Below are 24,018 nucleotides of genomic sequence, written 5' to 3' on the forward strand. Positions count from 1 at the left end.
GGTCATGGCGCAACCTCCGTATGTGGTGGTGCACGTGGGCGTGTCCGTCGACGGAGCGACCACCGGGTTCCAGCCCGACGTGGCGAGGTTCTACCAGCTGGCCCAGACGTGGAGGGAAGACCTCACCCTGGCCGGCGCCGACACCATCCTCGCCCAGGAGGAAGCCCTGGCGCAGGGCGAGCGTCCCGGCCCGGCCGAGGGCGGCCCGCTGCTGGCCGTCGTGGACGGCCGCGGCCGGGTCAGCCAGTGGGAGGCGCTCCGTGAGGCCGGCCACTGGTCCGACGTCGTCGCCCTGCACTGCGCGATTACTCCCCCGCGCCCGCCGGGGCGGCAGGTGCGCGAGATCGTCACCGGCGTCGACCGCGTCGACCTCGCCGATGCCTTGCGGACGCTGGGCCGGGACGAGGGCGTCAGGGTGGTGCGCGTGGACAGCGGCGGCGGGCTCACCAGCGCGCTGATGACCGCCGGGTTGGTGGACGAGATCAGCCTGCTCGTCCACCCGTGCCTGGCCGGCGAGCGGGCCACCCGCTTCTGGTACGGCTCCGCTCCCGCCGCCGCGCCGCTCACTCTCGCCGCCGCCCAGAGCCTGCCCGACGGCCTGGTGTGGCTGCGCTATCACCGCTGACGAGCCCGCCCGTCGCCGTCCAGATAGTCGCGCCATGACCGCTTCGGGTTCCAGCCCAGCATGCGGTGGGCCTTCGCGCACGAGATGCCCGAAGCGTCGGGGCGGGCGAGTGGCCGCAGCTCGATCTGGTCACCGAAATACTGCCGCAGCGCCGCGGCGAAGTCGTGACCGCCCGCACTGTCCGGCGAGGCGATGTAGAAGACCTCGTGGCCGGGCAGCTGCGACTCGACGGCCAGGACGATGGCGTCGGCGAGGTCGTACACGTCGATGTAGCTCCACAGCCCCGCGCCGGCGAGGGAGGGGTCGCGGACCACCGGGCCGAGGTTGCGCTCATAGTTGCCCTCGTGCTGGACCCAGCTCGGCCGCAGCGAGATGCACCTGATGTCGGAGCGGCGGACGGCGGCGTCCATGAGCTGCTCGCCGAAATGCTTGGCCAGCGCGTACGGGTCCTGCGGCCGGGCCGGATGCTCCTCGTCGACCGGCGCGTAGTCGGGCAGGAATTTCCGTTCGGGGAAGAAGTATCCCGGGACGGTCTCGCTGGAGATGTTCACAAACCGCGGCACGCCGAACCGCACGGCCGCCTCGATCATGTTGAACGTCGACATCAGGTTGTTCTGGAACACCACATGCGGCGGGTTGTGCGTCGGGTCCGGGAGAGCGGCGGCATGCACCACCGCCTCGGCCCCGCGGACCACCGCGAACGCCTGCCCGGCATCGGTCAGGTCGGCCTGCAGGTAGCGGGGTTCGCCCGGCTCGTCCCGCTCCCAGACCGGGCGGGTGAGGTCGACGGCGGTCACCTCGTGACCGGCCTCCATCAACGCCTTGACAGCCGCACGCCCGACCTTGCCGTGGGCTCCTGTGACGACGACGCGCATGGGTGACTCCTTCAGTGAGCGACCCGATAAGCGTAGATCTCCGCGCGGCGGGCCGGAGACGCCGCTACCCCACTCCGATGGCGGCGAGCGTGGAGCCCGTGCGGGTCTTGGTGACCTTGAGCTGGGCGGTGATCCGGGAGCGCAGCTCGGCCACGTGGCTGACGATGCCCACCGCCCGGCCCCCGTCGCGCAGCCCGTCCAGGATGTCGAGCACGCCGTCCAGCGTGTCCTCGTCCAGGGTGCCGAAGCCTTCGTCCACGAACAGCGTGCCGATCTCCGCGCCGCCCGCCTCCGCCGTGACCACGTCGGCCAGGCCCAGCGCCAGGGCCAGTGAGGTGATGAAGCTCTCGCCGCCCGACAGGGTCGCCGGGTCCCGGTCGACGCCGGTCCACCCGTCCGCCACGCGCAGCCCCAGCCCGCCGCCCGATCTCCCCCGCGAGCCGGCCGTCTTGCGCAGGTCGTGCCGCAGCAGGTAGCGGCCGGCCGACATGTGGTCCAGGCGTTCGTTCGCGGCGTCCACCACCTGCCGCAGCCGCTCGCCGAGCACGTAGGAGGTCAGGCTCATGTTCCACTGGTTGTCGCTGGACGTGCCGCCGGCCAGCGCGGCCATGCGCTCGGCCAGCCGGTGCCGGTCGGCCGCCGGGCGCCACCGCTCGACGCACGCCGTCAACTCGCCGTGCAGCTCCTCCAGGCGGCGCGCCCTGGCCGCCGCGCGGTCGCGGGCGCTGGCCAGCCTCGTGTACGCCGCCTCCGCCCCATCCCGCTCGGCGCCGATCGCCGCCAGATCGGGCACGGGCTCGGCCGCGGCGGCGGCCAGCTCGGGATCGGCCAGCGTCTTGGTGACGGCGGCGTGCTCGTCGTCCAGCCTCCGCAGCCGCTCCGCTTTGTCCTCACGCTCGGCCTGGTTCCGGTATGCGGCCTGCGCGTCCGGCACGTCCGCGAACCCTGCTGCGAGCGCCGCTTCCTGAGCCTGCCGGCGGGCCCTGTCCAGCTCGTCGGCGGCCGCCACCGCCGCCTGCGTGGCCTCCAGCGCCTCGCGCAGCAACTCGGCCTCGTCGCCGAGCCTGGAAAGGCGGGCGGTGATCGTCGTGTCGTCGCCTCGTGCGGTATCCAGCCTGGCGCCGAGCCGCGCGGCGTCACCGCTCAGCTCCTCATGCCTGGTGCGGCACGCCGCCAGTCGCGCGGCCACCCTCCGGCCCTGCTCCTCCAGCCCCGAACGCTCCCGCCCGAGCCCGGCCGCCTCCTGTGCCAGCCGCGGCTCCCCGCGGGCGGACGCCTGAAGCCTGCCCAGCTCCCGCTCGGCCGCATCGAGGACCGCCACGCCATCCAGCTCGCCCCCGGCATCGGTCCGCACGTCACGTGCACCGGGATGCCGCCCTCCGGGCGCAGGGCCGGCGTCCGGAGGGCGGGGAACGTCGGCGTCGCCGCCGCACCCCTGGACCGCTTTCGCCGCCGATGGCATGCCGTCGGCGACCGAGCGGGTCACCGCCCCGATGCCGTCGATGGCCGTGTGGATCTCCGCGTCGAGGCCGGTGGTGACCGTGTGGGCCTCAGCGTCGAGGCCGGTGGTGACCGTGTGGGCCTCAGCGTCGAGGCCGGTGGTGACCGTGTGGATCTCCGCGTCGAGGCCGGTGGTGACCGTGTGGGCCTCAGCGTCGAGGCCGGTGGTGACCGTGTGGATCTCCGCGTCGAGGCCGGTGGTGACCGTGTGGATCTCCGCGTCGAGGTCGGCGGTGGCCGTGTGGATCTCCGTCCCGAGGTCGGTGGTGGCCGTGTGGATCTCCGTCCCGAGGTCGGTGGTGGCCGTGTGGACCTCCGCGTCGAGGCCGGCGGTGAGGCGGGAGCGGAGGCGGGCCCGTTCGGTTGCCAGGCGGGTGCGGTGGGCGTGCTGGGCGGCGAGTGCCTCGGCGATCTCCCTGGTCTGGTCCCTGACGCGTTCGCGTTCGGCTTCGGCCCGGTCGAGCGCGGCGGCCAGGGCGGGTTCGCGGTCGGCCACCGCCTGGAGGCGGGCCAGTTCCTCCTCGGCCTGCCGGACGGCGGCCTCGGCGGAGTCGGGGTCCAGACCGCCCGTGGCCTCGACCGCGGCGGCGTGCCGGGACTCGAGCGAGGCGAGGGCGCGTTCGGCCGCCTCCCGCTCGGCCAGGGCGACCTCGTGCGCGTCTTCCGCCTCCCGCTCGTCGTCGGCCGACGGTGCGCTGGGAGCAGGCGACGCCGGCTGGGGGTGGTGGTCCGAGCCGCAGACCGCGCACGGGCGGCCGTCTGCGAGGTCGCGGGCCAGCTCCGCCGCCATGCCGTCCATGCGGGCCTGGCGCAGGTCGAGCCAGCGTTCGCGGAGCGTCTGGGCGTGGTCCACGAGCACCTGGTGTGCGGCGGCCGCCGCGTCCAGCTCGGCGGCCAGGGCGTCGCGGCGGTGGGTCGCCTCCAGCGCGGCCCGCGCCGCGTCGAGGTCCGCGGAGGCCGCCGGGATGGCCGCCGCCTGCGCGCGCGCCTGCGCCAGAGCCGCGCCGGCATCGGCGACGCGCTCGGGCAGCTCGGCGTCGGCGGCGGATGCCTCGGCTTCGCGCTGCGCCAGCGCGTCGAGCTCCACGGCCAGCCCGGCCAGCTCCCGCTCGACCTCGATCAGGTCTGCCGCCGCGTCGCGTACGGCCTGCACGGCCGGGATCCTGGCGGCGTCCGCCCGCGCCTGGGCCAGCCTGCTCTCGGCCTGCTCCATGAGTCCGGGCAGGAGGGCCAGCCGGGCCGCGACAGTGTCGTCGTCGGCGACCAGCTCGGCGAGCTCCGCCTCCACGCGCAGGAGGTCTCGTCGGACGACGGAGAGCCTGGCCTCCTCAGTGAGCAGCTCCGACAGCCGCGCGATCTCCGCCTGCCGCTGCCGCTCCAACAACGCCAGCTCGCTCACCGAGGGCGCCCCAAGAGCGGCCGGTGTCCCCACCACAGCGCCGTCGGCACTGAACGCGCCGTCGGCACGTTCAGCGCCGTCGGCACGGCCAGCGCCTTCCGCACGGCCAGCGCCACAGGCACGGCTAGCGCCGTCGGCACGGTCAGCGTCATCGGCACGGAACGCGCCGCCTGCCCGGGCAGTGCGGCCGTCTGCGAGGCCGGGGCCGGGGTTCTGGAGAGCGTCGGACACCAAGGGCCGGGCCTGGGACGAGGCGTCGGAGTCCGGAGGGGCGTCCGGCGGGAGAAGGCCGGCCCGGACCTGGGCGTCGGCGGCCAATGTGCCGGACAGGAGGGGACGGGCACGGGCCTGGGCGTCGGCGGTCAATGTGCTGGACAGGAGGGGACGGGCTCGGGACAGGGCGTCGGCGGCCATGGTGCGGGTCTTGGTGGCGGCCTCCTCGCGTTGCCTGGTCGCGGTGATGAGGGGCATCACGCGGTCGGCTCGGGCGGCGTCGTCGAGGATGGCCTGCAGGTCGGCTCGTTCGTCGGCGCGCTCGTCGAGCGTGCGGCGGGCGGTGAGCGCCTCGCCGTAGCGGCGTTGCCGGTCGGCGAGGGCGGCGGCCTGGTCGAAGCGCAGGCGCGCCGCACGCAACACCTGCCCCGCCGTCTCGTGGTCCTCATCAGTCCGCACCACGGCGGCCCGCGCGGCGTCGAGCAACGCCCCGGCCCATCGCAACGGGTCCGCGTCAGGTGTCGGCGGCACATCGCCACTGTCGCCGGACCGACCGGCCGGGCCGGTGCCGGAAGCCGATGGCACGTCGAAGAGAGCCTGTGGGGGCCCGGTCGGGGCGAGGGTCGCGGGCGTGAGTGCGGTGCGGAGGCCGTCGCCCGCCGCCTCCTCCACCCGCTGGATGGCGAAGTCCACCTGTTGCCGCAGGTCCTGGGCCGCTCGCCAGGCCAGCTTGCGCTGCTCGGCCAGCCACGACTCCGCCGCCGTGAACACCTTGACCGTGAACAGCCGCTCGAGCAGCTTCGCCCTCTCCTCCCCGTCCGCCCGCAGGAACTTGGCGAAATCCCCCTGGGGCAGCATGGCCACCTGCCAGAACTGGTCGGCGTTCATGCCGAGCAGCCCGCCCACCAGATCTCCTGCCTCGTCCAGCCGGGTCGTCAGGCCATGCCAGGAGGTCCCGTGCCGCTCCGAGACGACGACCTTGGCCTTCTCCTCCGTGAACCCCGTGCCCCGCAGTTTGGGCCGCTGCCAGGAGGGCGAGCGCTGGATGCGGAGTAAGCGGCCGCGGATCGACACCTCCAGGGTGACCGACGGCCCGGCCGAGGACGGGGCGTGGTCGCAGCGCAGGCTGCGGGCGCTGTTGCGTTGCCCGGGGACCTGTCCGTAGAGGGCGAAGCACAACGCGTCGAGGATTGTGGTCTTGCCCGCCCCGGTGGGTCCGTGGACGAGGAAGAGGCCGGCCTCGGCCAGGGCGTCGAAATCGACCGTCTCGGTGCCGGGGAAGGACCCGAACGCCGTCAGCGTGAGCCGGTGCGGCCGCATCTATGCCATCGTCTCCTTCGCCCTCGACGCCTCGATCGCCTGTCTTAGCAGGTCTTCCTCCTCAGGTGCGGCAGGCTCGCCGCGGACCTCCTTGACGAAATCGAGCGCCACCTCCGCCTCGGGCCGCCCGGCCACGCGCAGGGGCTGGGCCGACGGCACTGCGCCGACAGGGTCGAAGGAGAGGGCGAGGGTGTGGGGGAAGCGGGCGCGCAACCGGTCCATGGCGGACTTGGGGCGGACGGCGTCGGTGAGGGTGATCTGCAGCCAATGCCCTTCGAGATCGGCATATTTGGGGTTTGTCAGCAGCTCTTCCAACTCCCCGCGCAGCCGCCCGACGGGCCGGGGCACCGGCGCCGGCACGAAGGCGATCGAAGAGCCCAGCTCCACCAGCCACGACCCCTTGACCTGCCCCACCTCGGAGAAGGAGTAGGCCAGCGGCGACCCCGAGTAACGCACGGTCTCCGCCATGCGCTGCCGCCCGTGCAGGTGCCCCAGCGCCACGTAGTCCACCCCGTCGAAGGCCGCCAGCGGCACGTGGGCCACCCCGCCGACGCTGATGTCCCGCTCGCTGTCGCTGGCCTGCCCTCCGGTCACGAAGCAGTGGGCCAGCACCACCGACGCGCGACGGCGTGCGGAATCGGCCCTGACCCGGTCCATCGCGTACGTGATCGCGGCGGTGTGACTGCGGTCGGCCAGCTCCCACGGCGCGCGGACCAGCTCCGGCTCCAGGTAGGGGATGCCGTAGAAGGCCACCCCGTCCACCAGCACCGGCTCCCAGGCGAGATCCGGCGCCGTGCGCACGTGCACCCCGGCCGCCTCGAACAACGCCGAGCCGAACCGCAACCGCAGCGCCGAGTCGTGGTTGCCGCTGATCAGCACCACCCGCGCCCCCGCCGACACCAGCCGGCCGAGCGCCTCGTCCAGCAGGGCGACTGCGTCGACCGGCGGCAACGCCCGGTCGTAGACGTCGCCGGCGACCGCGACCACGTCGACCCGCTCGGCCCGCACCGTCTCCACCAGGTGATCGACAAACGCCGCCTGCGCGGCGAGCAGGCTCTCGCGGTGGAAGGTCCGCCCCAGATGCCAGTCGGAGGTGTGCAGGATCCGCATGTCGCAGGAAGCTAACAGTTCTCACCGACAAAAGCGGTCCCTGTAGCCCCACCCGCCAGGAGTAGGCTGGAAGATCGGAGCGGGCAAAACAATGCACATGGGGAGGCCGATGCGCACAGGCCGTGGCACCTTGAGCGTAGCCGCCGGTCTGGTGCTGGTGGCTCTTGCGACGGTCGGCTATGTGTTGCCGCCCGCGTTCGATCCGCCGCCGCTCAAGGTGGATCCAGCTTTCCAGGCGATCGCGCCGCAGCCGGCGGGCGAAGTGCGGCCGGTGGCGGCGCTCGCGCCTGTCCGCAGGCAGGAGATCTCGCTTCCCGCCGAAAGTCAGCGGCTGGAAGGCACGCTGCGGATGCCCATGACGCCCGGGCGGCATCCGGCGATGGTGTTTGTGTCGGGGTCGGGCAACGGCTCGCGTACGGAGTTCACGCCGCAGGCGGAGTTCCTGGCCAAGGCGGGCGTGGTGACGATCGCGTTCGACAAGCGCACGATCGGCTACAACTTCCGCGAGCGCGACTTCGGGCTGCTCGCCGACGACGCGCTGCGCATGGTGGAGTATCTGCGCACGCTGCCCGAGGTGGATCCCACGCGGGTCGGGATCTGGGGCGTCAGCGAGGGCGGCTGGGTGGTCCCGATCGCGGCCGCCAAGAGCGCGGCGGTGGGCTTCGTGGTGCTGGTGTCCTCGCCGAACGTCTCGCCGCTGCGTCAGGTCGCCTGGGCGCTGAACGAGCAGCTGCTCAGGCTGCGTGCCCCGGTCGGCGCGCGCGACCTGCTGACCAGGGCGATGGGCGGGGTTGGCTTCAACTTCCTGCGTTACGACGCGATGCCCGCTTTAAGCCAGATCAAGCAGCCGGTCCTGGCGTTCTACGGCACCACCGACCCCTCGATCCCCTTCGTCGAGTCCACCAAGGCGCTCATCACGGCCATGGACAAGGCGGGCAACGACCACTACACGATCCGGTTCATGGCCAAGGGCGACCACGCCATGCGGGTCCAGGGCGGCCCGTTCACCCAGGGCTACCTGGAGACCCTCACCAACTGGATCACCGGCCTGCCCACCACTGCCAAGCCCGCGATCCACATGGCGGGCGCCACCCCGGTGCAGCGGTTCGAGGCCAGCGACGTGCCCGAGGCCCCCTGGTACGCGGGCGGCACGATGCTGGGCCTGACGATCTGCCTGGCCGCGGTCGGCTATGTGGCCGGCCCCGTCGCCGCCGTCCTCGTCCGGCTGCGCGGCCGCGGTCACCTGACCGTCGAGAGCAACGCCCGCCTGTGGCGGCCGATCAGACGCCGGCTGGTCAGGATGGCGTGGACGAGCCTGGGCCTGCTGGCGTCGGTGGTGGCGTTCATCATGCTGCTGGTGCTGTTCTCGATCAACCAGGCGGGCGCCTGGCCGGCCGTGCTGGCCGGGTGGCTGGTCGTGCGGCTGCTGGCCGTGCTCATGCTGATCCAGGAGGTCACGGCGGTGGCGGCGTTCGTGTCGGCGCTGCGCGAGGGCATGCAGCCGAGCCGCTGGCAGCACGTCGCGGTCGCGGGCGTGCTGGGCGGCACCGGGCTGCTGATGGTGGCGGCGGCCTACTACGGGCTGTTCTCGTTCCCCTGGTAGACGAAGGCGTTCATCCAGCGGTCGAGCTCGGCGAACACCTGCTTGCGCACGGGCTCGGCCGACAACACCAGGTCGTGCACGCCGTCCTGGATGCGGACGCACGTGACGTGCGGCCCGACGGAGGTGGCCCAGCGGGCGATCTGCCGCGGGTCCAGCACGACGTCGGCCGAGCGTGCCTCCGGAACGAAGTCGCGTACCCGCAGGCCCGTCGTCGAGCAGAGCACCAGGACGGGCACGTCCACCGCGAGACCCGCGTGCAGGCGGCGCTGGGCGCGGCGGATGGCGGCCAGCCACGTGGCGTGCACCGCGAACCCGCCCAGTGGCTTGAGCTCCAGGTCGTAGTCCCATTCGCCGTGATGATCGCGGTGCAGGGTCTGCCCGTACGCGGTGCTGATGCCCAGCGGGAGCGCCCTGCGCGTGTACGACATCGGCGTCTTGAGCAGGTCGGCGGCCAGGCGGAACGGCGCGGGCACGTTGAGGTCGAAGAACGGGCTATTGAGCACGAGACCCTGCACCAGGCCGCGGCCACGTACCCGGTCGGCCCACAGCGGGGCGATCAGGCCGCCGGTCGAGTGCGCGTTGATCGTCAGCTCGTCGTGATCCCGCCTGATGATCCGTACGGCCTCGTCGATCTCGGGGAAGTAGTCGGTGACGCTCCTGATCAGGCCCCTGGTCTGGTGCGGCAGCAACGAGCGGCCGTATTTACGCAGGTCGAGCGCGTAGAAGTCGACGCCGCGCTGGACGTAGTAGTCGGCCAGGTGGTCCTGGAAGAAGTAGTCGGTGAACCCGTGCAGGTAGAGCACTGCCTTGCGGGATCCGGCCGTCCTGGAGACCAGCGTCGCGACGACCTCGCCCTCGAAGTCGTCCGGGAGTCGCAGCGTGGTGACCTCGTACATGTTAGCCACGATAAGGATTTTCCGGCCAGAACGGCACACCTGACGGCAGATCCCGGCTCACCTTCATCGGGAAGTTCGCCTCCTCGTCGTCGGCGTCGGCGAGGTCGAACGCCTCGGCCAACTCGCCGCCCATCGCGAAGGTCAGCGCGTTGAGGCGATCGGGGCGGTTCAATGTGATGGTAGCGATGCGATCGGCCACGCCGTACTCGATCTCAGAGAAGGGCATGTCCGAACTTTATTCGGTTACTGATGTTCACTCTCCGATAAAGACATATTTCGTATTCCATGCGTAGGCTGCCGACTCAATTCATGCCTAGGGTCGGCACACGGGGAAACGGGGATGGCGTGCAGCAGGCGAAGGGACCGGCGAGTGCCGGTGAGGTCCTCGGCTGGCTGGTGCTCTCGGCACTGGCGCCGGGGGCGGCTCACCTGCGCGCCGGTTGGCGCAAGACCGGCCTCGTCCTGATCTCCTGCTACGCCGCGGGGCTGCTGGCGCTGCTCGCGGTGTGGCTGATGAACGACCTCGACAACCTCGCGGGCTCGCTGATCGACAACTCCCGGCTGACCGCGATCATCGTCGGCGCCGGGATCCTCGGGCTGGCGTGGTTCGGGCTGATCGTGCACTCGTTCGTGGTGCTGCGGCCGGGGCGGCTGACGCAGAACGGGCAGATCGTCAGCGGCACGGTGGCCGGGCTGCTCGCGGTCGTGGTGATGCTGCCGTTCGGGTGGGTCGGGCAGTTCGTGTGGACCTCGCAGCAGACGCTCAACGACATCTTCCAGGAAAACCCGTCCGACGGCGAGTCGCCGGCCCTGGCCCAGCCGAAGCCCGAGGATCCGTGGGCGGGGCGGCAGCGGGTCAACATCCTGCTCCTCGGCGGCGACGCCGACGATCATCGGGTCGGCGTGCGTACCGACAGCATGAACCTGGCCAGTGTGGACGTGAAGACCGGCAACACCGTGCTGTTCAGCCTGCCGCGCAACCTGGAGAACGTGCGGTTCCGCCCGGGCACGCCCATGGCCGTGCGGTTCCCCAACGGGTTCCGGCTGCCGCCCGACGCCGCCGGCGGGCGCAGCGACCTGCTCAACAGCGTCTGGGAGTACGCCGACGCGCACCCGGAGATCTTCGGCGGCAGGCAGCACCAGGGCCCCAAGGTCCTGATGGACACGATCGGCTACACCCTCGGCGTCAAGGTCGACTGGTACGCCCTGGTCAACATGTGGGGCTTCGCCCGCCTCATCGACGCCATCGGCGGCATCACGATCAACGTCGAGACGGACGTCGTCTTCGGCAAGTACAACGAGGGCCTCGTCAAGGCCGGCACGCGCAAGCTGAAGGGCGCCGACGCCATGTGGTACGCCCGCTCGCGCACCAACAGCGACGACTACACCCGGATGCGCCGCCAGCGCTGCGTGCTGGGCGCCCTGCTCGACCAGGCGGATCCGGGGACGGTGCTGACCAGGTTCAACAAGATCGCGCTGGCCACCAAAGAGCTGATCAGGACCGACATCCCGCGGCGCTGGCTCACGCACCTCGTGCCGCTGGCGCTGAAGGTCAAGAACGCGAAGGTGACGAGTGTGCAGTTCGTGCCGCCGCTGATCAACACCGGTTACCCCGACTGGGAGAAGATCCGCGCCGTCGCGACCAAGGCCATCCGCGACTCGTCCGCGCCCAAGCCGGCCCTCGCCGCCACCGCCTCGCCCGGCGTGTCGTCCAGCCCGACCCCGAAGAAGACCCCGAAGAAGACCACCGGCACCAGCACCAACCCGGCCAAGGGCCTCACGGAAGGGTGCGGCGGGGCGCTCTAGTCCGGCCCAGAAGGGCTGCGGGCGGGTGCCCCTCCACCTGTGCGGGCCCCCGTTCCGCACAGGTGGCCTGGGTCATGCGCTGCCGAGGGCGGTGCGCAGTGTGCTGATGGCCTGGTTGATGGCGGCGCCGGCGGCATGGGTTTCGCGCAGGGCGTTGAGCATGACGAAGTCGTGGATGATGCCCTGGTAGCGGACGGCCGTGACGGGGACACCGGCCTGGCGCAGCTTGTTTGCGTACGCCTCGCCCTCGTCGCGGAGGACGTCGGCCTCAGCGGTGATGACCAGCGCCGGTGGCAGGCCGGCCAGGTCGTCCAGAGAGGCCCGCAGCGGGGAGGCGGTGATCTCGGCGCGCTGGGCGTCGTCGGTGGTGTACTGGTCCCAGAACCACTGCATGGCGTCGCGGCGCAGGAAGTAGCCGGTGGCGAACTGGTGGTAGGAGCCGGTGTCGAAGCTCGCGTCGGTGACCGGGTAGAAGAGCACCTGCTGCACCAGCGGCACGTCCCCGCGTTCCTTTGCCATGAGGGTGAGCGCGGCGGACATGTTACCGCCCACGGAGTCGCCGGCCACGGCGATGCGGGTCGCGTCCAGGCCATGGGTGGCGCCGTCGGTGACGATCCAGCGGGCGACCGTGTAGTTCTGCTCGATGGCGATCGGGTAGCGGGCCTCGGGGGACAGGTCGTACTCGGGGAAGACCACGGCGGCCCGGGTGCCGACCGCCAGTTCGCGCACCAGCCGGTCGTGCGTATGGGCGTTGCCGAACACCCAGCCGGCGCCGTGGATGTAGACGATCACCGGTAGCTGCCCGTCGGCGTCGGCCGGCCGGACGATGCGGGCCTGGACGGATCCCGTGGGCCCGCCCTGGACGGTCACCCACTCCTCGGTGACCTCGGGTTTGGCGATGTCGCCGGACTGCACCTCGTCCACGACCTTGCGGCCGTCGGCCGGTCCGAGGTCGAACAGGTATGGCGGGTTGGCGGTGGCTTCGGCGAACGCGGCGGCGGCCGGCTCCAGCACAGGACTGATGACGTGTTCGGACATGGCGTGCTCCTTGTCATGGGCGCCGAAGTGGCGACAGCCGAAACAGTAGCGCGCAATTAAGTCGTGCACAACTTATTTGGGTACGACTTGGTCGTGTGCGCCTCGGGTTGGCTAGGATGACATCGTCATCGATCGTGCGCGCCAGGGAGGAACGGGTGGATCCGGCTCCGAACGTCAACGTCCAGGAGGGCTCTCTCCTGCTGGACGACCAGCTCTGCTTCGCCCTCTACGCCGCCTCGCGGTCGGTCACCGCGCGATACCGCCCCCTGCTGGAGGAGCTCGGGCTGACCTATCCCCAATACCTGGTCATGCTCGTGCTGTGGGAGCAGGGCTCGGTCTCGGTGCGGGAGCTGGGCGCCGCACTCCAGCTGGAGTCCAGCACGCTGTCCCCCCTTCTCAAGCGCCTCGAAGCCGGCAACCTGATCCGCCGCGAACGACGCGCCGACGATGAGCGATCGGTGGCCATCACGCTCACGGAGGCGGGCACGGGGCTTCGCGAACGAGCGCGTACGGTGCCCCTCGCCATCGGCGACGCCATGGGCCTGACCCCCGAACAGCACACCACCGTCAGACACCTGCTCCGCTTGCTCATCGCCAACGTCGGCCGCGGTTGAAGGCGTGTTCCCCGTAGGCCATGGTCTCCGGCGCATCGACGCTGACGCCGGCGTCGATGCGCTGGTGCAGCGGGCCGAGGTCGGCGACCTCAGCCGCCTTCGTAGCCTGGGAAGAGCAGGGACAGCTCGCGTGGATACGTCGCGATCAGGCGCAGCTCCTCGTCCGTGAGCGGCCTGCCGGTCATGGCGTTGCAGAGCTGGACCAGCCGGAACGCCAGGTCCTCGTCCTCCACCGCCTCGACCCCGAGCCCCTCCATGACGTGCCGGAACCCGGCCTTTCCGCCGTACTCGCCGGTCAGCACGACCCGCCCGCTCCTCGCGTGCCAGTCCTCGGGGAACGGGCCCAGCGTCGCCTCGTCGTACAGCTCGTAGTTACCATGATCCTTCAGCGCGCCGTCGGCGTGAATGCCCGACTCGTGCGCGAACGCATTGCGCCCCACCCCCACCTGGTTGTACGGCAGCGGCTGCCCGAACGCGTAACTCGCCCACAACCCGAACCGGCGTGCCCAGGACAGGTCGAGCGCGTCACCGATCTCGGCGTTCAGCCCGAAGCCGTGCTCGAAGGCCAGGATGGTGGACAGCAGGTCGGCGTTGCCGGAACGTTCGCCGATGCCGTTCACACACGTGTTGATCCACGCGTCCTGCCCGGCATCGAGGTCGCCGAGCGCGCCGGACACCGAGTTGGCCACGGCCATGCCCAGGTCGTTGTGGCAATGCGTCTCTACCGGCATCGCGGTGGCCGAGGCCAGCTTCGCGAAGCGCTCACGGATCCGGTCGGGCGTGTCGCCGCCGATCGTGTCGCAGTAGCGCACCCGGTCGGCGCCCGCCTGCTTGGCCGCCAGCGCGAACTCCAGCAGGAAGCCGTCATCGGTACGCGAGCCGTCCTCCGCGTTCACGCCCACGGTCAGCGCGCCCGCGTCCTTGGCCACGCGGACCGCCGCCGTCATCTCCCTGATGATCGCGCCCCTGTCCAGCCGGCCGCGGAACTTGTTCTGGATCATGTAGTCGGACGTCGAGATGGACAGGTTGTAGTGCTTGAGTCCGAGCGGCGCCGCCCGCTCCACGTCCTGCGGCACGCCCCGGCACCAGCCGGACAACCGCAGCTCACCGAACGCCCCCGCCTCGGCCAGCGCCAGCTGCGCCTTCACATACGGGACCTCGTGAAACAGGAACGGGAAACCGATCTCGGACTGCGCCACCCCGAGCCTGGCCAGATAGAAGTTGACCATGGTCTTGCCGAATTTCGACAGGCCGGTGCGCGCGGTCTGCACGCCGTCCCGGTTGGTCACATCCAGGAAATGAACCTTTGGCATGCCCCCACGTTGACACCCGTGCTCGTCATGGATCAATATTGATTTTAATCAACATGGAGGATGGGGTGGAGTGGATCGACGCGGCCACGGCGGCCGAACGGCTCGGGGTCAAGCCCGCCACGCTGTACGCGTACGTGAGCAGGGGAGTGCTGCAGCGGCGGCGCAGCGACGACGGGCGGCGCAGCCTCTTCTCCGCCGAGGAGATCGAACGGCTCGCCCGGCGGGGACGGCCGCGCAGCCAGCCGCCGGAGCTCGTCATCGAGTCGGCCGTCACCGCCCTCGGCGTCGACCGTCCCTACTACCGGGGGGTCGACGCGCTGGAGCTGGCCGGGACGACAGCCTTTGAATCGGTCGCAGAATGGCTTTGGACCGCCGACCCCGGCGTGCTGCCGGGCCCACGCCGACGGCGGCCGGCTGCCCCTGCGGAGCCACAGGGCGACGGGCAGCAGCCGCGACATCGCGCGTCCGCCGGTTCGCCCGCGATGGCGCGGCAGCGCGACCCCGGCCCAGCGCCCGATACCGGAGTGGTGTCGTGGCGGTGCGAGCCGGGCGCGTTGCAGGCTGCGGTCGTGGCCCAGCGCGGGCTCCCGGACGACCTCCTGCCTCTCGACCGCCTGCAAGTGATCACCACGGTCCTCGGCGCGTCAGACTCCCTGCGTTACCAGCTCGACCCCGCCTCCGTCGCCGCCACCGGCCGCCGCCTGATCGCCGGGCTGGTTGATGCGCTGCCCCAGCTCAGCGAGCCGCAGGGGGAGTCGATCGCCGAGCGCCTGTGGTCCCGCCTGTGCCCGCACCCCGCTTCGCCGGCCCTGCTCGACGCGGTGCAGGCCGCGCTCGTGCTGCTCGCCGACCACGAGCTGGCCGCCTCGACGCTGGCCGCCAGGGTCGCCGCCTCCGCGAAGGCCGACCCGTACGCCGTGGTCCTGACAGGGTTCGGCGTGCTCGGCGGCCCCTTGCACGGCGGCGCGTCGTACGGAGCCGAGCGGCTGCTCGCCGAGATCGCCGAGCCCGGCCAGGCCGCGCGGGCGGTCGCCGAGCGGGTGCGGCGCGGCGAGCGCATCCCCGGCTTCGGCCACAGCATTTACAAGAACGGCGACGGTCGCGGCGGCCTCCTGCTCGACCTGGTCAAGGAGGCCGCGCCGGGACATGAGCGAATCGCCGCGGGCATGGCCGTGCTGGCGGAGATGCGCCGGCGGCGGCTCCCCGAGCGCAACATCGACTTCGCCCTCGCCATCCTCGCCGCCGTCAGCGGAATGGTCAGGGGCGCGGGGGAGGCCGTCTTCGCGGTCGCCAGGGTGGCGGGGTGGCTGGCGCACGCGATGGAGGAGTATGAGCGAGGCACCCTCCTACGCCTGCGCGCCTCCTACACCGGCCCGCCGGTCCGCGGCGCGTGACCTCTATCGGCGGGGCACGGGAACCGTCTGACCGCGCCGCGCCGCCTCACCGGCCAGCCGGGGCCGCGAGCGCCCGTCCGCTGGGTGGCCATCATGCGCAGCTGCCGCAGCCTGCCGTGGGAGGCCGCGTCAGCTGCGGTCGACGTACGCCGCCAGCGCCCGCACCCGCTCGGCGTGCTGGTCATGCCCCACGATCACCGGCGGCTCGTTGTACGGCATCGCGTCCGACGAGCGCCGCAGCTTGACGTATTGGCCGCAGGCGTCGATCGCGTACGGCTCCATGTCGTCCTGCAGCGCCCCGATCACCGTGATCCCGTAGGTCTCGCCGATCCGCCTGAACAGCGCCACCGCCTCCCTGCGGTGCTCCTTGCCCAGGTTGCGGCCCAGCTCGTCGAGCACCAGGCACAGGTGCCCGCCCCCGGACGACGCGATGGCCGCCGCGCACACCAGCTTGACGGCCTTCTCGTCCATGAGCGCGGTGTTGGCCCGCCGGTTGTACGGCACGAACCCCTGCCCCTCGCCGCGCCGCCATTTTGGTGTCACCCGCCACTGCCAGCGCTGCTCGGGATCGGCGGGCGCGGGCGGCACGGGGAACTCCAGTGTCGCGCCGTAGCCGCCGTAGGACGTGTCGAGCTTCTCGAACTCCTCCGCCACCCGCGTCAGCCGCGACTTGATCGCTGCCGTGAGCGCCGCCCGGTGCACGGCCGTCGACTGCGCCGCCTCCTCCGCGCCCCTGGCCGCCGCCGCCAGGTCGCGCTGCCTGGAGACGATCTGCGCCTCGATCTGCCGCCGCTGGTGCCGCTCGTACTCCTCCTGACCTCGGAGGTACGACGCCAGCGCGCCGCACACCGCCGCGAACGTCGCCTGCTCGCGCGCCGTGCTCCCGCCCCGCTCGTTCAGCAGGAACCGCAGCTCCTCAGGGATCTCCGCGTCCTCCTCCGGGAACGTGTCGCGCAACGCCTGGTCGAAGTGCCGCTCGGCGATCCGCCACCACTCCTCGGCCGTGCGCGGCCGCTCCTCCTCCGCCAGCGTGTCCAGCCATTCGCGGGCGGTCTCCACCGTGCCGCCCCAGTCGGCGGTCAACGCCTCGAGCTTGAGCGCCTGCCGCTCGGCGGCGACCTTCGTCTCCTGGTCGCGGGCCTGTGCCCGCTCGCTCTCGTGCCGCTGCCGCCGGCCCTCCAGCCGTTCGATCTCCATGTCCCGCGTACGGGCGCGGAAGTCCAGCGTCCCGGCCAGCCGCTCCGCCTCGGCGATCTTAGGAGCCAGCTCCTCGATCGCGGTGTTGAGCTCGCCGAGCCGGATCCGCCGCTCGCTCAGCTTCGCCTCGACCTCGGCCAGCCGCACCCCGGCCCTGGCCCCCTCCAGCCGCCGCTGCGCCTCCGCGACGGCCTCCTCCCCATTGCGTACGGCCTGCGCCGCCGTCTCCTGAACGTCCTTGGCCCGGTGCAGCCGCTGCTCGGCCGCCTTGATCCGGGCCTCCCGCCCGGTCGCCACCCCGTCGAACGCCCCCACCACGCTCACCCCGGCCGCGCTGACCAGCACCGACCCGGGCAACGCCGCGAGGGCGTCGGCCGCCGAGGAGAGCTGGGCGGCATCCACGACCACGGCGTGCTCGTGCGGCCACCCGCGCAGGCCACCCGGCTGCCCGGCCTCACGCGCCTGCTCGGCCACGTCCAGCGCGTCCAGCAGACCGGTCGCGCCGATGCCCGCCGCCGCGAGCGCGTTGAGCTGGGCCGCCGCCGGGCCGCCCTCCGCGTCGTCCAGCGCCGCCTGGGCGGAGTGCATCTCCTGGTCGGCCACGCCCAACGCCTTCAGCGCCTCGTTGAGACGGAGCCGGACCTCCCGCAACTCCCGCTCCGACGTGGGCACGTCACGCCCGTCGGCGAACCTGCGGGTCTCCTCCAGAGCCTGGATCTGGCCGCGCAGCTCGTCGGCGGAGTTCTCGGCCACGGCGCGGTCCGCGTCCAGCTTGGCGGCTCTGGCCTGCAGCGCCGCCAGCTCCTTGCGGGCCTGCGACACCTGCCGGTCCAGCGTGTCCTCCCTCAGCGTGGTGATCTCGGCCTTCACCATCGCGATCGCCTCGGCCGCCCTCTCGCCGGCCGCGCGGTGCCTTTCGAGGTCGGCGGCCAGCGACTCGTCCTTGGCCGCCGCGTCGGCCAGCCTGCGCGCCTGCCTGCCGCGCCAGCACCGCAACGCGTCCGCCAGGCGGATCCTCGCCTGATCCCGCCGGTCGAACGTCGTCAGCAACGCCTTCGACTCCGCCTCGAACTCGGCCAGCCGGTCGCCCGCCTGCGCCGCGCGCACCCGCTTGGCATGCTCGTCCCTGCGGGCCTCGCGTTCCTGCTCCAGCTCGGCGTCCAAGCCGGTGAGCGCGGCGATGGCCTCGAAGACCCGCTCGGGGGAGATCTCGTTGAGCGGCTGGGAGAGCAGGTTGGTGGCCACCTTGCTGCGCACGGACGTGGACAGGAACGACACACACCTGATCCGGTCGCCGTAGAGGACCTTGGTGAGGTCGCGGGCCACCACGTCGCGCCGCCCGGCCGACCTGGGCAGCGACGCCCAGATCTCGTCGGCACGCGCCACCCGCTCCGCCTCCGACGGTGCGGCCGCCAGGTGCACGCCTTCCCGCCAGCGGATCTCCAGGTGCGGGGCCTCCTGGTTGACCTTCAACCAGACGGTGAGCGCGCCGCCGGAGGTGTCCGGCACCTCGAACAGCTCCGCACTCGCCTCCTCACCATCCGGCCCGCCCAGAACAAGCTCCCCGGAGGCCTCCGCCCCGCGATACGCCCCCGCACCGGCGTCCCCTGCCCCGGTCGCGCCGCCCGCGCCGGTCGCGCCGCCCGCGCCGGTCGCGACAGTCGCGGAGCCGGGAGGCGTCGTGAGGGCGGGCAAGCTCGACGCGCCCGCGGCGGACGTGCTGAGGCCGGCAACCGCTCGCGTGCCGTAGGCCTCGGCGGGAAAGCCGTCCATGCCGGGCGGGGCGAAGACGCCCACGATGTAGCCGTGGTCGGCGCTCGCCCACTGGCGGGCGCCCGCCCCGCTGGCCAGCTCGGCGTTGAACAGCAGCTCCGACACGGCCTTGGCGCCCGAGGCGAAGCGCCACTGCTCGTCCCCGAGCAGCGCTGTGATGGAGGCGATGAACGACGACTTACCGGCGCCGTTGGAGTCCTTCGGCCCGGCGCCCGCCACGACGATGAGCGTGCCGGGGACGGTGGGCACCGGATGGGTCGACAGCCGCGAAATGTTGACCGCCTGCACGGCGATCAGCACCCGGTCCCCGACGACGTTCTCCACCTGCGACACCTGTGACCCCCGTAGACCTTCCAGAGAACATGCTCATTGCGCGGACCTCCGCGCCCGGACAGCGACCGCGAGCGGCGTGTTCGGCCCCGCAGCCAGGATCAGCTCCTCCTGCAACCGCCGCCGCGCCGCCGGGGTGAGCCGGTGGAACTGCGGCCCCGGCACATAGCCGCCCGCCTCCTCACCGGCCTTCACCTGGCTCAGCAGCCCGGCGTGCCGCAGCGTCCGAAGCGCCGCCTCCAGCTCGCCGATCGGCAGTTGCGTGTGACGGCGCAGCTCGTCGGCGGGGGTGGGGTGCGGCGACAACCACGAGTCCTCGGGCAGCAGACCTTCGGCCCGCGGAATGGCCACCGAGTGCACCAGCACCAGCGTCAGCACCGCCCGCTCGCTCACCCCCAACGGGGTTGCGCCAGGCTCCACGGTGGTGAGGGCGTCGTCGTAGCCGGAGATCCAGCGGTCGCGGTGCTGGATGAGAGTGCGGCCGCGCCGGGCCAGCATCTCGCCCAGCGTGCGGCGCAGCGCAGGGTCGCGCAGGGCGGTGAAGCGGACTTCCTGCACCGGCTCGGCGGCGTGCTCCACCACCATGAACGCCGCCACCAGCTCGGCTCGCCGCCGCTCGTCGTAGCCGCCCAGCAGATCGTCGAACTCGGCCGTGCCGCCCTCGGCGCGCACTCCGGCCTCCGCCTCCGGAGAGGGGGCCGCCTCGGCGGGGCGGGCGGCGGCCACGATGTCGGCGTCGCGCACCACGGTGAGATCGGGCCGCTCCGGCTCGGGCAGGCGCCGCACCAGCTCCTGGAGCTGCGCGTGCGACTCCACCGGCCACAGGGCGCAACGCGGGCCCAGCACCACTACGCCGTCGTCCAGGACGATCCACGCCGAGTCGTGCAGGCGACGCAGCGCCCCGATCGCCCAGTTGCGCATCAGATCGTCGGTACGCCCGATCAACGCCCGGTAGGTGTCCAGCACCAGCTCCACGGGGGCCGGATCCCCCGGCCACGGATCCATGGACAGGTCCGTCCAGCAACACTTCAGCACGGCGGCCAGAACCCGCCTGGTCTCGCCGGCCCGCTCCACGGGGACGGCCGCTACCTGGTATTCGTCCAGCAGCGACGGCGTCACCCCGTCGGGCCACACCGGCACGGCATGCCCGGTGGAGTCCGGCCACGTCAGGCGCACCATCCCGGCGGGCGCGGCCACCGAGGCCCCGAGCGGCAGCGGCCCGCCCGAACGGGCCCGCGCATGCGCGACCCGCCCCTCGAGCGCCCCGGCAAGAGTCTGCGCGGCGCCGGGCTTGTCCGTCGTGCTCATTGGACCCGCTCCAGCCATCCGTGCGACAACCACGCCGGCTCGCGGCCGGGATCGATCGTCAGCTCATCGGACCAGGCCAGCCGGTAGGGCAGCTCGGGACGCAGGTCGACCGTGGTCAGGTCGGCCAGGAGGCGGCGGGCCGACGGCCAGTCGGGGCCGAGCACGTCGGCGAGCGCCACCCGGGAGGCGTCGCCCAGCAACGACTCGGCCACCGATCGAAGCCGCTCCATCGCCGCGCCCGGTGAGGAGTCGAGCGCGTCGGAAGGCCCGGGATCGGGCAGGGTGGAGCGCGGGGGAGTGGGCTGGGCAGGCGCCGGTCGCGGCGCCTCGTCCACGGCGCGGGCGATGGCGGCCGGGTCGTGCCACGGCGCCGGCGCGTCGAACACGAACCCGTCGAGCACGGCGGCCAGCCGCTCCTTCGTGGCGGTCTGCGCGAACGTCCGCCACGTCTCCGTCGGCAGCAACGTCAGATTGCGCGTGGTGCCCGCCGAGTCGGCCAGGCGACCGGCGGCCCGGCGGGAGGCGTCGCTGTAGGAGTAGATCGCCGCCCGCAGATCGGTGCACACCCGGTCGAGCTCGGGCCAGCGGGTCAGGATCGTGCCATGCAGCCCCTGCGCGCGCCGGGCGATCTCCTCGGTGCCCCACAGCTTGGGCGCCTGCTCGCGCAGCTCCTCGATCGTGCCCGTGGTGAGCGTGATCAGCTCCAGCGCCCAGAGCCGGAACGCCCGCGCCAGGTTGACCGCGCTCTGCCTGGCCTCCTCCATCGTGGTGCGCGGGTCGGCGACATTGAGGTCCTCGAGGGCCAGCAGCCGGTGCATCTCCGACTGCCCGCCGTCGTCCATCATCCGGCGGATGAACATCAGCCCGACCACGCTCGTGAACGACGCCCGATAACGCAGCTGGTTGGGCTTGGGGAACACCTCGCGGATCGCGCCCAGCCCCTTGAGCACCCGCAGCCGGTTGTCGAACTGGTCGCTCGGATAGGCCCGGCAGGCGAAGCGCATCTGCTCGTGCGTCAGCCACTCCTCGCCCGCCTCCGCGAACGCCGCGAACAGCGTCTCGGCGATGTCCACCAGGGCCGGGTCGTCCACCACGGCGCCGCTGTCGCGGGCCAGCGCGGCGAACATGCGGCGGTAGGTGGACAGCACCGCCTCGTCGGTGAGGACGGTGTCGAGGGTCAAGGGCTGTTCGGGCACGCGCACTAAGGTACGGCGTCCGACCGACACTCACGGAACCCAACGCGGCTACCAGCCGGTACGCGTACGCCGGCGGCGCAGCGGGGTGCCCACCACTCGCCTGCGCCGGCGACTGCTCTTACGATGATCCACGCGATGAGAAGCATCGAGGCACAACTCCTGCACCGCCCGTCCGGCCTGACCGCGGGCGGGATCGTCCGACGCCTGGGGGCCGTGCAGGCCCAGGACGTGCCCGCCGCCCTTCTGGCCTTCCGCGCCCGCTCGGCCACCCTCAGCCCGGCCGACGTCGAGACCGCCTGGCACGGTCGTGAGATCGTCAGGACCTGGGGCCCGCGCGGCACACTCCACTTCGCCCACATCGACGACCTGCCCTGGATCCACGCGCTGACCAGGAGCGACACGCACATCCTGCGCCGCCTGCGCGAGGAAGGCGTCACCGCCGACGACCCCCTCGGCCTCATCGCGGGAACGCTCGACGGCCAGGGCCCGCTCACCAAGGCCGACCTGGAGGACCGCCTGGCCGGCCGCGCCCGGGGCCAGGGGATCGTCGCCCTCGTGGCGCTGGCCGCGTACCACGGACTGGCCGTGCTGGGCCCGCTCCGCGCGGGCAAACCCACCTACGTGCACGCGGCCGACTGGCTGGGCGCTCCCGTCGTCCCCGAGCCTGACCGCGAACGCGCGCTCAAGGAGCTGGCCATCCGCTACCGCCGTGCCCACCACCCCGCCGCGCCCGAGGACCTGGCCGCCTGGTCGGGCCTGCCGCTCGGCCAGGCCCGCGCGGCCTGGGGCCTGAGCGTGGACGAGTCGCCGCCCGACCGCGAAGGGCCGGGGGCACGCCTGCTGCCCGCGTTCGACGAATACCTGATGGGCTGGCGGAGCAGGGACCCGATCCTGGCCGCCGAGTACGCGAAGCAGGTGTTCCCCGGCGGCGGCGTCCTGCGGCCCGTCGTGCTGGTGGATGGCGTGATCAAGGGTGTCTGGGGGAGGAAGGGCGCGCAGGTGAGCGTGCGGCCGTTCGAGGCACTGCCGGCCGGCCTGCTCGACGACGAGATCGCCGACGTGCGCCGCTTCCTCGCGGGGGAGCCGTGAAAGCAAACCGGTGTATCGGGAGATAACAAACGACCACTGATACATCGGAAGGTTGCACATGACGGGGGAGACCATCGCGACGGCGGTGCCGTGGGCCGCACGCGCGCCCGGGGCCCTGCACGCCGACGGGTTCGCCGAGGTGTTCGGCGCCTACTTCGGGGAGATCCACACCTATGTCGCCCAACGGCTCGGCCCCGACCACGCCGAGGACGTCGTCGCGGAGACGTTCCTCATCGCGTTCCGCAAGCGCGCCACTTATGACCCGTCCCGCGCGGCCGTACGCACCTGGTTGTACGGCATCGCCACCAAGCTCATCGGCAAACACCGCCGCCTCGAGGCCCGCGCCCTGCGCGCGCTCGGCCGCTGCGGCCCCGACGGGGACTCCCCGGGGCATGAGGACGCGGTCGCGGTCCGGGTCAGCGCCCAGAGCCTGCGCCCCGAGCTGGCCGCCGCCCTGGCGGAGCTGGACCGGCGCGACCGGGACGTGCTGCTGCTGGTCGCGCTCGCCGGGCTGAGCCACGACGAGATCGCCACCGCGCTCGGCATCCCGTACGGCACCGTCGGCTCCCGGCTGAGCCGGGCACGGAAAAAGCTGCGCGCCTTGCTCGGCGAGGCGGTGCTGGTCCATGGATGACCTCGAGCTCGTCCGCGACCTGTACGGCCGGCCGCGGCCCGGCCCGGACGCCCAGGACCGGGTGTGGCGGCGGGTGGTGTCCCGGCGCCGGCGTCGGCGGTTGTCATGGCTGGCGGTCGTCCCGGCCGTGGCGGCGGCGCTGGCCCTGGTCTTCACCGTCCATCAGCCCCAAGAGCTGTCCGGCCGGTCGATCCTGCTCTCGGCGGCCACCACGGCCGCCTCCGGATCGGGCGGGACGTACTGGCACGTCAAGAAGCTGCACGACGACGGCCGGGTGACCGAGCTCTGGGTGACCAGGCAGGGCCAGGCGTGGGCCGCAGAACAGGGCAGGATCACGCGCGTGACCGGCAGGTCGCCGTTCAGCATGGCTGGGCGGGACCTGACGGTCCAGCAGATCCAGAGCCTCCCGGCCGAGCCGGGCGCGCTGCGGAAGCGGGTTGCCGCGATGTTGCCCACCGGCTCGGAACGGCTCCTCGCCGACGCGCTCGCCGGCCTGCTGTGGACCAAGCCGTCCGCTCCCGCCGTGCGCGCCGCCGCCTACCGGGCGCTCGCCGACCTGCCCGAGGTCCGCTACCTCGGCGCCCGTACGGACGCGCGGGGCCGCGCCGGGGAGGCGTTCTCCTTCGGCCTGCCCTCTGGCGGCCGGCGCACCCTGATCATCGACCAGGCCACCTCACAGGTGTTGTCCAGCGTGGACAGCGGCGGCCGCGCCGAGATCGTGCTCGGCGCGGGCTGGACCGACCGCGGCCCCGACCTTCCCTGACCCTTCCCCCGCAACAGGAGCC

General features: G+C 72.4%; 18 protein-coding genes. 8 read left to right on the plus strand and 10 right to left on the minus strand.

Going from position 1 to position 24,018, the window contains the following annotated elements:
- Nucleotides 1-4 precede the first annotated feature (4 nt).
- Nucleotides 5-625, plus strand: a complete 621-nt coding sequence (locus tag Q9G87_RS40010; RefSeq protein ID WP_305921806.1) for a dihydrofolate reductase family protein — start codon at nucleotides 5-7, stop codon at nucleotides 623-625.
- On the opposite strand, the gene Q9G87_RS40015 is transcribed toward Q9G87_RS40010, so the two are convergent.
- The 3 genes from Q9G87_RS40015 to Q9G87_RS40025 form a co-directional block, all read right to left on the minus strand.
- A complete protein-coding gene (locus tag Q9G87_RS40015) occupies nucleotides 616-1,500 on the minus strand; it encodes an NAD-dependent epimerase/dehydratase family protein (protein WP_305921807.1) in 885 nt (294 codons plus the stop codon). The two genes, Q9G87_RS40010 and Q9G87_RS40015, sit on opposite strands and share 10 nt — an antisense overlap.
- Before the next feature lie 64 nt (nucleotides 1,501-1,564).
- Nucleotides 1,565-5,932 (minus strand): AAA family ATPase, encoded by a 4,368-nt coding sequence (locus Q9G87_RS40020; RefSeq protein WP_305921808.1) that lies wholly within the window; start codon nucleotides 5,930-5,932, stop codon nucleotides 1,565-1,567.
- On the minus strand, nucleotides 5,933-7,042 hold the full coding sequence (locus tag Q9G87_RS40025; protein WP_305921809.1) for an exonuclease SbcCD subunit D: 1,110 nt from the start codon (nucleotides 7,040-7,042) through the stop codon (nucleotides 5,933-5,935).
- Between the two features lie 109 nt (nucleotides 7,043-7,151).
- On the opposite strand from Q9G87_RS40025, the gene Q9G87_RS40030 reads away from it, so the two are divergent.
- Nucleotides 7,152-8,645: an alpha/beta hydrolase family protein gene (locus Q9G87_RS40030; protein ID WP_305921810.1), complete on the plus strand. Its 1,494-nt coding sequence runs from the start codon at nucleotides 7,152-7,154 to the stop codon at nucleotides 8,643-8,645.
- Here Q9G87_RS40030 and Q9G87_RS40035 read toward each other — a convergent pair.
- Nucleotides 8,618-9,541: an alpha/beta hydrolase gene (locus tag Q9G87_RS40035; RefSeq protein ID WP_305921811.1), complete on the minus strand. Its 924-nt coding sequence runs from the start codon at nucleotides 9,539-9,541 to the stop codon at nucleotides 8,618-8,620. The genes Q9G87_RS40030 and Q9G87_RS40035 overlap by 28 nt on opposite strands.
- A gap of 1 nt (nucleotide 9,542) precedes the next feature.
- The gene (locus Q9G87_RS40040; RefSeq protein WP_305921812.1) at nucleotides 9,543-9,767 is read right to left on the minus strand and encodes a hypothetical protein; all 225 of its coding nucleotides are present in this window, start codon (nucleotides 9,765-9,767) and stop codon (nucleotides 9,543-9,545) included.
- 119 nt (nucleotides 9,768-9,886) lie between these two features.
- Here Q9G87_RS40040 and Q9G87_RS40045 point away from each other — a divergent pair, with 119 nt between their 5' ends.
- Nucleotides 9,887-11,347 carry an LCP family protein gene (locus tag Q9G87_RS40045; RefSeq protein WP_305921813.1) on the plus strand — a complete coding sequence of 487 codons (1,461 nt, stop codon included), beginning with the start codon at nucleotides 9,887-9,889 and terminating at the stop codon, nucleotides 11,345-11,347.
- Between the two features lie 72 nt (nucleotides 11,348-11,419).
- Here the strand turns inward: Q9G87_RS40045 and Q9G87_RS40050 are convergent, their stop codons facing one another.
- Nucleotides 11,420-12,385, minus strand: a complete 966-nt coding sequence (locus Q9G87_RS40050; RefSeq protein WP_305921814.1) for an alpha/beta hydrolase — start codon at nucleotides 12,383-12,385, stop codon at nucleotides 11,420-11,422.
- 116 nt (nucleotides 12,386-12,501) lie between these two features.
- Between Q9G87_RS40050 and Q9G87_RS40055 the strand changes: the two genes are divergently transcribed.
- On the plus strand, nucleotides 12,502-12,999 hold the full coding sequence (locus Q9G87_RS40055) for a MarR family winged helix-turn-helix transcriptional regulator (RefSeq protein WP_305921815.1): 498 nt from the start codon (nucleotides 12,502-12,504) through the stop codon (nucleotides 12,997-12,999).
- Between the two features lie 89 nt (nucleotides 13,000-13,088).
- Here Q9G87_RS40055 and Q9G87_RS40060 read toward each other — a convergent pair whose 3' ends face one another.
- Nucleotides 13,089-14,312, minus strand: coding sequence for a LeuA family protein (locus Q9G87_RS40060; protein WP_305921816.1), 1,224 nt, complete (start codon nucleotides 14,310-14,312; stop codon nucleotides 13,089-13,091).
- 53 nt (nucleotides 14,313-14,365) lie between these two features.
- On the opposite strand from Q9G87_RS40060, the gene Q9G87_RS40065 reads away from it, so the two are divergent.
- Entirely contained in the window at nucleotides 14,366-15,706 is a 1,341-nt protein-coding gene (locus Q9G87_RS40065; protein WP_305921817.1) for a citrate synthase, read from the plus strand.
- Between the two features lie 129 nt (nucleotides 15,707-15,835).
- Here the strand turns inward: Q9G87_RS40065 and Q9G87_RS40070 are convergent, their stop codons facing one another.
- The 3 genes from Q9G87_RS40070 to Q9G87_RS40080 are packed head-to-tail and all read right to left on the minus strand — an operon-like array spanning nucleotide 15,836 to nucleotide 21,510.
- Nucleotides 15,836-19,000, minus strand: a complete 3,165-nt coding sequence (locus Q9G87_RS40070; protein WP_305921818.1) for a coiled-coil domain-containing protein — start codon at nucleotides 18,998-19,000, stop codon at nucleotides 15,836-15,838.
- A 42-nt stretch (nucleotides 19,001-19,042) separates the two neighbouring features.
- The gene (locus Q9G87_RS40075) at nucleotides 19,043-20,314 is read right to left on the minus strand and encodes a hypothetical protein (protein WP_305921819.1); all 1,272 of its coding nucleotides are present in this window, start codon (nucleotides 20,312-20,314) and stop codon (nucleotides 19,043-19,045) included.
- Nucleotides 20,311-21,510 carry a hypothetical protein gene (locus Q9G87_RS40080; protein WP_305921820.1) on the minus strand — a complete coding sequence of 400 codons (1,200 nt, stop codon included), beginning with the start codon at nucleotides 21,508-21,510 and terminating at the stop codon, nucleotides 20,311-20,313. Before Q9G87_RS40080 ends, Q9G87_RS40075 begins: the two co-directional genes overlap by 4 nt.
- A 135-nt stretch (nucleotides 21,511-21,645) precedes the next feature.
- Here Q9G87_RS40080 and Q9G87_RS40085 point away from each other — a divergent pair, with 135 nt between their 5' ends.
- From Q9G87_RS40085 to Q9G87_RS40095, 3 genes are read left to right on the plus strand one after another with little or no spacing between them, the layout of a single operon-like run.
- On the plus strand, nucleotides 21,646-22,599 hold the full coding sequence (locus Q9G87_RS40085; protein WP_305921821.1) for a winged helix DNA-binding domain-containing protein: 954 nt from the start codon (nucleotides 21,646-21,648) through the stop codon (nucleotides 22,597-22,599).
- Between the two features lie 58 nt (nucleotides 22,600-22,657).
- Nucleotides 22,658-23,233 (plus strand): RNA polymerase sigma factor, encoded by a 576-nt coding sequence (locus Q9G87_RS40090; RefSeq protein WP_305921822.1) that lies wholly within the window; start codon nucleotides 22,658-22,660, stop codon nucleotides 23,231-23,233.
- The gene (locus Q9G87_RS40095; protein ID WP_305921823.1) at nucleotides 23,226-23,996 is read left to right on the plus strand and encodes a hypothetical protein; all 771 of its coding nucleotides are present in this window, start codon (nucleotides 23,226-23,228) and stop codon (nucleotides 23,994-23,996) included. Before Q9G87_RS40090 ends, Q9G87_RS40095 begins: the two co-directional genes overlap by 8 nt.
- Nucleotides 23,997-24,018: the final 22 nt, after the last annotated feature.

It is taken from the genome of Nonomuraea turcica, assembly GCF_030718205.1.
Taxonomy (GTDB): Bacteria; Actinomycetota; Actinomycetes; order Streptosporangiales; family Streptosporangiaceae; genus Nonomuraea.